The organism is Curtobacterium sp. B8 (assembly GCF_000333315.1).
Classification (GTDB): Bacteria; Actinomycetota; Actinomycetes; order Actinomycetales; family Microbacteriaceae; genus Curtobacterium; species Curtobacterium luteum.
Map to the genome: position 1 here is coordinate 1 of NZ_BACW01000672.1, position 5816 is coordinate 5816.

6 protein-coding genes and 1 pseudogene are annotated in these 5816 nt (G+C 72.3%); 1 reads left to right on the top strand and 6 read right to left on the bottom strand.

All coding sequences use genetic code 11. From position 1 onward, the window contains the following. The 4 genes and pseudogenes from I59_RS20420 to I59_RS17910 form a co-directional block, all read right to left on the bottom strand. Nucleotides 1-362 (bottom strand): annotated as a pseudogene (locus tag I59_RS20420) (hypothetical protein); the annotation flags it as partial. A gap of 63 nt (nt 363-425) precedes the next feature. Further along, nucleotides 426-1574 carry a P-loop NTPase gene (locus I59_RS17900; RefSeq protein WP_022905047.1) on the bottom strand — a complete coding sequence of 383 codons (1149 nt, stop codon included), beginning with the start codon at nt 1572-1574 and terminating at the stop codon, nt 426-428. Beyond that, entirely contained in the window at nt 1567-2073 is a 507-nt protein-coding gene (locus I59_RS17905) for a DUF1003 domain-containing protein (protein WP_042726902.1), read from the bottom strand. The genes I59_RS17900 and I59_RS17905 overlap by 8 nt, the downstream gene beginning before the upstream one ends. A 34-nt stretch (nt 2074-2107) precedes the next feature. After that, on the bottom strand, nt 2108-3427 hold the full coding sequence (locus I59_RS17910; RefSeq protein WP_022905049.1) for a magnesium transporter MgtE N-terminal domain-containing protein: 1320 nt from the start codon (nt 3425-3427) through the stop codon (nt 2108-2110). A gap of 120 nt (nt 3428-3547) precedes the next feature. Between I59_RS17910 and I59_RS20425 the strand changes: the two genes are divergently transcribed. Next, entirely contained in the window at nt 3548-4543 is a 996-nt protein-coding gene (locus I59_RS20425; protein ID WP_022905050.1) for a general stress protein, read from the top strand. A 240-nt stretch (nt 4544-4783) separates the two neighbouring features. Here the strand turns inward: I59_RS20425 and I59_RS17920 are convergent, their stop codons facing one another. Then, nucleotides 4784-5260: a GNAT family N-acetyltransferase gene (locus I59_RS17920; RefSeq protein ID WP_031274513.1), complete on the bottom strand. Its 477-nt coding sequence runs from the start codon at nt 5258-5260 to the stop codon at nt 4784-4786. Nucleotides 5261-5275: 15 nt separating this feature from the next. After that, nucleotides 5276-5816: M24 family metallopeptidase (locus tag I59_RS17925; protein ID WP_022905052.1), on the bottom strand; the 541-nt coding region annotated here is incomplete at its 5' end.

Genomic DNA, 5816 nt, shown 5'->3' on the forward strand with positions numbered 1-5816 from the left:
CAGGACGTCCGTCTCGACCCAGGTGACGTCGAGTCCGAGTCGTCGGCGAGGGCACGGGCGGATGCGAGCGCGCGGGGGGAGAAGTCCACGCCGGTCACCCGTGCACCCTCCCGCGCGAGCGACACCGTGTCGGTGCCGATGTGGCACTGGAGGTGGCAGAGGTCGAGTCCGTCGAGCGAGCCGCCGGGCAGCCAGCGCGCCAGGACGGGGAGGTCCGCGCGGACGACTCCCGACCGGTGCGCCGGGTCGTCCAGCGCGTCGATCTCGTAGGCGCCCTCGTGGATCGGGACGCGGTCGTCCCAGTTCGCGCGGTTCGTGTCGCGGGCCTGCTCCCAGTCGACGCTGACGTGATCAGTGCTCATGCCGTCGACCCTACCGAGCGGACCGCTCGACCCCGGTGCGCGCAGCACGACCCCGGGCGCGGTTCAGCCGACCGACAGCCCGAGCTTCCGCCCCGCCAGCCCGCGGCCCATCGTGGTCAACCGCTCCGCGATCGCCGTGAGGGCCACGGCAGCGGGGTCGTCGGGCGCGCCGAGCACCACGGGCACACCGGAGTCCCCGCCCTCCCGCAACGGCACCGACAGCGGCACCCGGCCGAGGACCGGCACCGGAGCGTCCTGGCCGCGGGACAGCCGGGCCGCGGTCTCGTCGCCACCGCCCTCGCCGAACAGGTGCAGCACCGAACCGTCCGGCTGCACGAGTCCGGCCATGTTCTCGACCACGCCGATCACCCGCTGCCCGGTCTGCCGCGCGACGATCCCGCTGCGCTCGGCGACGTCGGCCGCCGCGGCCTGCGGGGTGGTCACGACCAGGACCTCGGCGTGGGGGAGCAGCTGACCGACCGAGATCGCCACGTCGCCCGTACCCGGCGGGAGGTCGAGCAGCAGCACGTCGAGGTCGCCGAAGAACACGTCGGTGAGGAACTGCGACACCGTCCGGTGCAGCATCGGCCCGCGCCACGACACGGCGGTCGAGACGTCGTCGACGAACATGCCGATCGAGACGACCTTCACGTCGTGTGCCACGGGCGGCAGGATCATGCTGTCCACCCGGGTCGGACGGGGAGCCACGCCGTGCTCGTCCGTCAGGCCCATGAGTCCCGGGATGCTGAAGCCGTGCACGTCGACGTCGACGATGCCCACACGCTGTCCCCGTGCTGCGAGCGCGACCGCGAGGTTCGCGGCGACCGTCGACTTGCCGACGCCGCCCTTCCCGCTCGTCACGGCGACCACCCGGGTCAGCGAGTCGGGCGTGAACTGCACGCCGCGCGGGCGACCCGCCCTGAGCCGGTCGGTGAGGGCGGCGCGGGTCGCCGGGGACATCACGGAGACGTCGACGTCGACCGCGGTGACGCCGTCCACGGACCCGGCGGCGGCGCGCACGTCGCGCTCGATCGTGTCGGCGGCCGGGCACCCGGTGATCGTGAGTTGCAGGTCGACGCGCACCGTGCCTCCCGGCTGGACGTCGACCCCACGGATCATGTCGAGCTCCGTGACGGGCCGGCGGATCTCGGGGTCGATCACCCGGCTGAGGGCCGCGAGGACCGCGCCGCCCAGCTGCTCGTCGTCAGCCACGTGCGCCGGAACCGGCCTCGTCGGCGAACCCGGCGAGGCCGGCACCGTCGGCGTCGCGCCGGTCGAGCTCCTCGAGCAGCGACCGGAGCTCGGCCCGGATGAAGTCCTTCGACGCCATGTCCCGCATCGCGAGGCGCAGCGCGACGACCTCGCGGGCGAGGTACTCGGTGTCCGCGAGGTTCCGTTCCGCGCGCTGCCGGTCCTGCTCGAACTGCACGCGGTCACGGTCGTCCTGCCGGTTCTGCGCGAGCAGGATGAGCGGCGCGGCGTAGGACGCCTGGAGCGACAGCACGAGGGTCAGCGCGGTGAAGCCGATCGCGGCGGAGTCGAACTGCCACGACTTCGGCGCGAGGGTGTTGTAGCCCATCCAGACCGCGCAGAAGAGGGTCAGGCCGACCAGGAACCAGGGCGTGCCCATGGCTCGGGCGATGCCCTCGGTGGCGCGACCGAAGGTGTCGCCACGGCCGCGACGGCGCGTCGGCAGCACGCGGGTGCGCATGCCCTTCGGGGAGTCCAGGCGCTCCTGGCGGGTGTCATCCGTTCGGGCCAAGGGTGGTCCTCCTTCCCGTGGTCACGGGCGTCTTGCGCGAGCGTTGGCGTGGCAGTGGTGAGGGTTCCCCCTCGCCCTGACTTCGCCAGTCGTCCGGCAGGACGTGGTCGAGGACGTCGTCGATCGTCACCACCCCGACGAGTCGGTGGGCGTCGTCGACCACGGGGACGGACAGCAGGTTGTAGGTCGCCATGATGCGCGTGACCTCCGCGGCGCTCGCGTCGACCCGGACCGGCTCGGTCTGCTGGTCGATGAGCGTGCCGAGCCGCTCGTTCGGCGGGTAGCGCAGCATCCGTTGGAAGTGCACGAGGCCGAGGAACCGGCCGGTCGGCGGCTCGTACGGCGGGAGCACGACGCACACGCTCGCACCGAGGGCCGGGGCGAGTTCGTGCCGACGCACCAGCGCGAGCCCCTCCGCCACGGTCGCGTCCGCCGAGACGATCACCGGCTCGGTCGTCATGAGACCACCGGCCGTGTCGGGCTCGTACTCGAGGAGCATGCGGACGTCCTGGGCCTCCTCCGGCTCCATGAGCTGGAGGAGGGCCTCGCTGCGGTCGTCCGGGAACTGGGCGAGGACGTCGGCGGCGTCGTCGGGCTGCATCTGGTCGAGGACGTCGGCGGCGCGGGCGTCCTCGAGGCGGCTGAGGATCTCGATGCGCTCCTGGTCGGGCATCTCCTCGAGGACGTCGGCGAGCCGGTCGTCCGGGAGTTCCTCGGCGACCTCGAAGCGACGCTCCTCGGGGAGGTCGAGCAGGGTCGACGCGAGGTCGGCCGGCAGCAGGTCGGAGTAGGCGGCGATGACGTGCTCGGCGGACTGGGCCTCGCCGGGGAGTTCGTCCTCGGTGACCTCGTTCCAGGACGCGAAGGTCGTCGGACCCTTGCCGAACGGGGACGGTGTCGTCTTCGGCTTGCGGAGGAAGAGCTGCGAGACCTCCCAGTCGCCCTGCCCGCGGTCCTCGATCGCGACGTCCTCGATCGTCGCCCGGATGCGCTGGTTCTTGATGAGCACCTTGCGGCCGAGCATCTCCGCGATCACCCGGACCTCGCCGCCGCGCTGCTCGAAGCGGCGCATGTTGACGAGCCCGGTCGTGATCACCTGCCCGGCTCCGATCGAGGTGATGCGGCCGACCGAGACGAAGATGCGGCGCTTGCCGGGGACCTCGACGATGAGCCCCACGACCCGCGGGGCATCGACCCGTCTGTAGACCACGAGGACGTCCCGGACGCGGCCGACGCGGTCGCCCGCGGGGTCGAAGACGGAGCACCCGGCGAGGCGGGCGACGAAGACCTTCGTGGCGCTCACTCGACCAGCGTAGTCGGTCGGTGGGCCCGGGTCGGTGGAGCCCCGGTCGTCGGGGCGCCGGTCGGCGGCCTCCCTGGGAGTGCACGTGCGATTGCAAGGTGTCCGGTGGATGATGGCTGTGTGAGCAATCAGAGCCCCTTCGGCGGCCGGACGGCCCAGGCATTCCCGACACTGCCGCGCGGCGACGTCCTCGGCACCTACGACAGCTACCCGGAGGCGCAGCGCGTCGTCGCGAAGCTCGCCGAGTCGGACTTCCCGGTCGCGAAGATCGCCATCGTCGGCAACGACCTCAAGACCGTCGAGCGCGTCACCGGCAAGATGACCTACGGGCGCGCCGCCATCGCGGGAGCGCTGTCCGGCCTCTGGCTCGGGTTCTTCTTCGGCATCGTGCTCACCCTGTTCTCGCCGCAGGCCGGTGGCCTCTTCTTCGCCGCAGCCCTGATCGGTGCCGCGTTCGGCATGCTCTACGGCATCGTCTCGTTCGCGATCACGAAGCGGCAGCGCGACTTCACGAGCGTGCACCAGGTGCTCGCCACGAACTACCAGATCGTGGTCGACCCGCAGCTGACCGGGCAGGCGCAGCAGATCCTCGGGCAGTTCGGCGCCACCCCCTCGACCCACTGGACCTCGGCGTCGTCGCCGTCCTCGTCGCAGGGCGCGCCGGTGCCGCGGCAAGAGCCGTGGCGCCCCGAGCCGCGTCAGCAGCCGTCCCCGTACGGCGGGCACGCGACGCCGCACCAGCAGCCTGGAGGCACGCAGCAGCCCGGCACGTCGGCCGGCGGCCCGCAGCAGGGCGCGCCGCGCTACGGAACGAACGACGGTCCGCGCTACGGGGAGACCCCGTCCACCGGCGCCGGAGGGTCGCAGGCCGGGTCGTCGGGTCCCGGTGCCGCCGGTGGAGCGCCGGAAGCGCCCTCGGGGCCGCCGCGGTACGGCACGAACGACGGGCCCCGGTACGACCCGGCGGCGTCGGGCCCGGCTGGCGGTGCTCCGGCAGCGCGACCGGATGCGCCGCCGCAGTTCGGCGAGCGGGTGACCCCCGCGTCGGCACCGGAGTCGGGTCGAACCTCGGACGACGAGCGCCGTACGGGTGACGAGGAGTCGCCGCGGTCCTGAGTTCGGTTCGTCGATGACGGCGGCCTGCGGTCGGCGGAGCGGCGCTGTCGCGTCGGTCGCACGACGTGCCGTGTCCGGCGCGCGTTGGTCGCACGACGTGCCGTGCCCGGTGCGCGTTGGTCGCGATGGATGTCGCCGGGCGCGGACGTGAGCGGCATGTCGTGCGACCAACCGAACGCAGAGCCGCACGCGCGCTGCCGGAGACGGACCCGCGGACCCACGGACGCGCGGACCCGCGGGTCAGAGGACCTTCGAGTAGCAGATCGAGGTCGCCACGCCCGCGTAGGGGCCGAAGTTGGCGATCCGCGTGAAGCCCTCGCGCTCGTAGAACCCGATCGCCCGCTTCTGCTCCGTGCCCGTCTCGAGGACGAGCGCCGGTGACCCGAGGTCGAGCGCGGCTTCCTCCAGCCGCCGCAGGATCGCCGTCGACACCCCGGCGCCGCGCGACTCCGGCCGCACGTACATGCGCTTGATCTCGGTGATGCCGTCCTCCACGATCCGCAGCCCGCCGCAGCCGAGCGGCGTACCGGAGGCGTCACGAGCGAGGAAGAACACCGCGATCGAGTCCGCCGTGGGCTTCTCGCCCGGCTCGGTGTCCTGCCCGTACGCACGGTCGATCTCCACACGCTGTGCTGCGCGGAGTCGCTGGGCGTCCGGGGAGTCGAAGTGCTCGACCTCGATGTCGAGGTCGTCCGTCGTCGGCGTGTGCTCGGGCATGGTCACCCGCTCAGGCTAACGGCCGGAGCGGGCGATCCACCCCTCCACTTCCGAGGGGGTCCGGGGGATGCCGACCGACAGGTTCTCGGCGCCGTCCTCGGTCACGAGGATGTCGTCCTCGATGCGGACACCGATGCCGCGGAACTCCTCGGGCACCGTGAGGTCGTCCTGCTGGAAGTACAGGCCCGGCTCGATCGTGAACACCATCCCCGGCTGCACGATCCCGTCGATGTACATCTCGCGGCGGGCCTTCGCGCAGTCGTGCACGTCGAGGCCGAGGTGGTGGCTCGTTCCGTGGACCATGTAGCGGCGGTGGAACTGGTTGTCCTGCTGCAGGGACTCCTCCGCCGTGCCGGGCAGGAAGCCCCACTCCGCGGTCTTGCGGGCGATGACCTCCATCGCGGTGGCGTGCACCTGACGGAAGGTGATGCCCGGCTTGACGATCGCGAACGCTGCGTCGGCTGCCTCGAGCACGGCCTCGTAGACCATCCGCTGGACGTCCGTGAAGGTGCCGCTGACCGGGAGCGTCCGGGTGATGTCGGCCGTGTAGAACGAG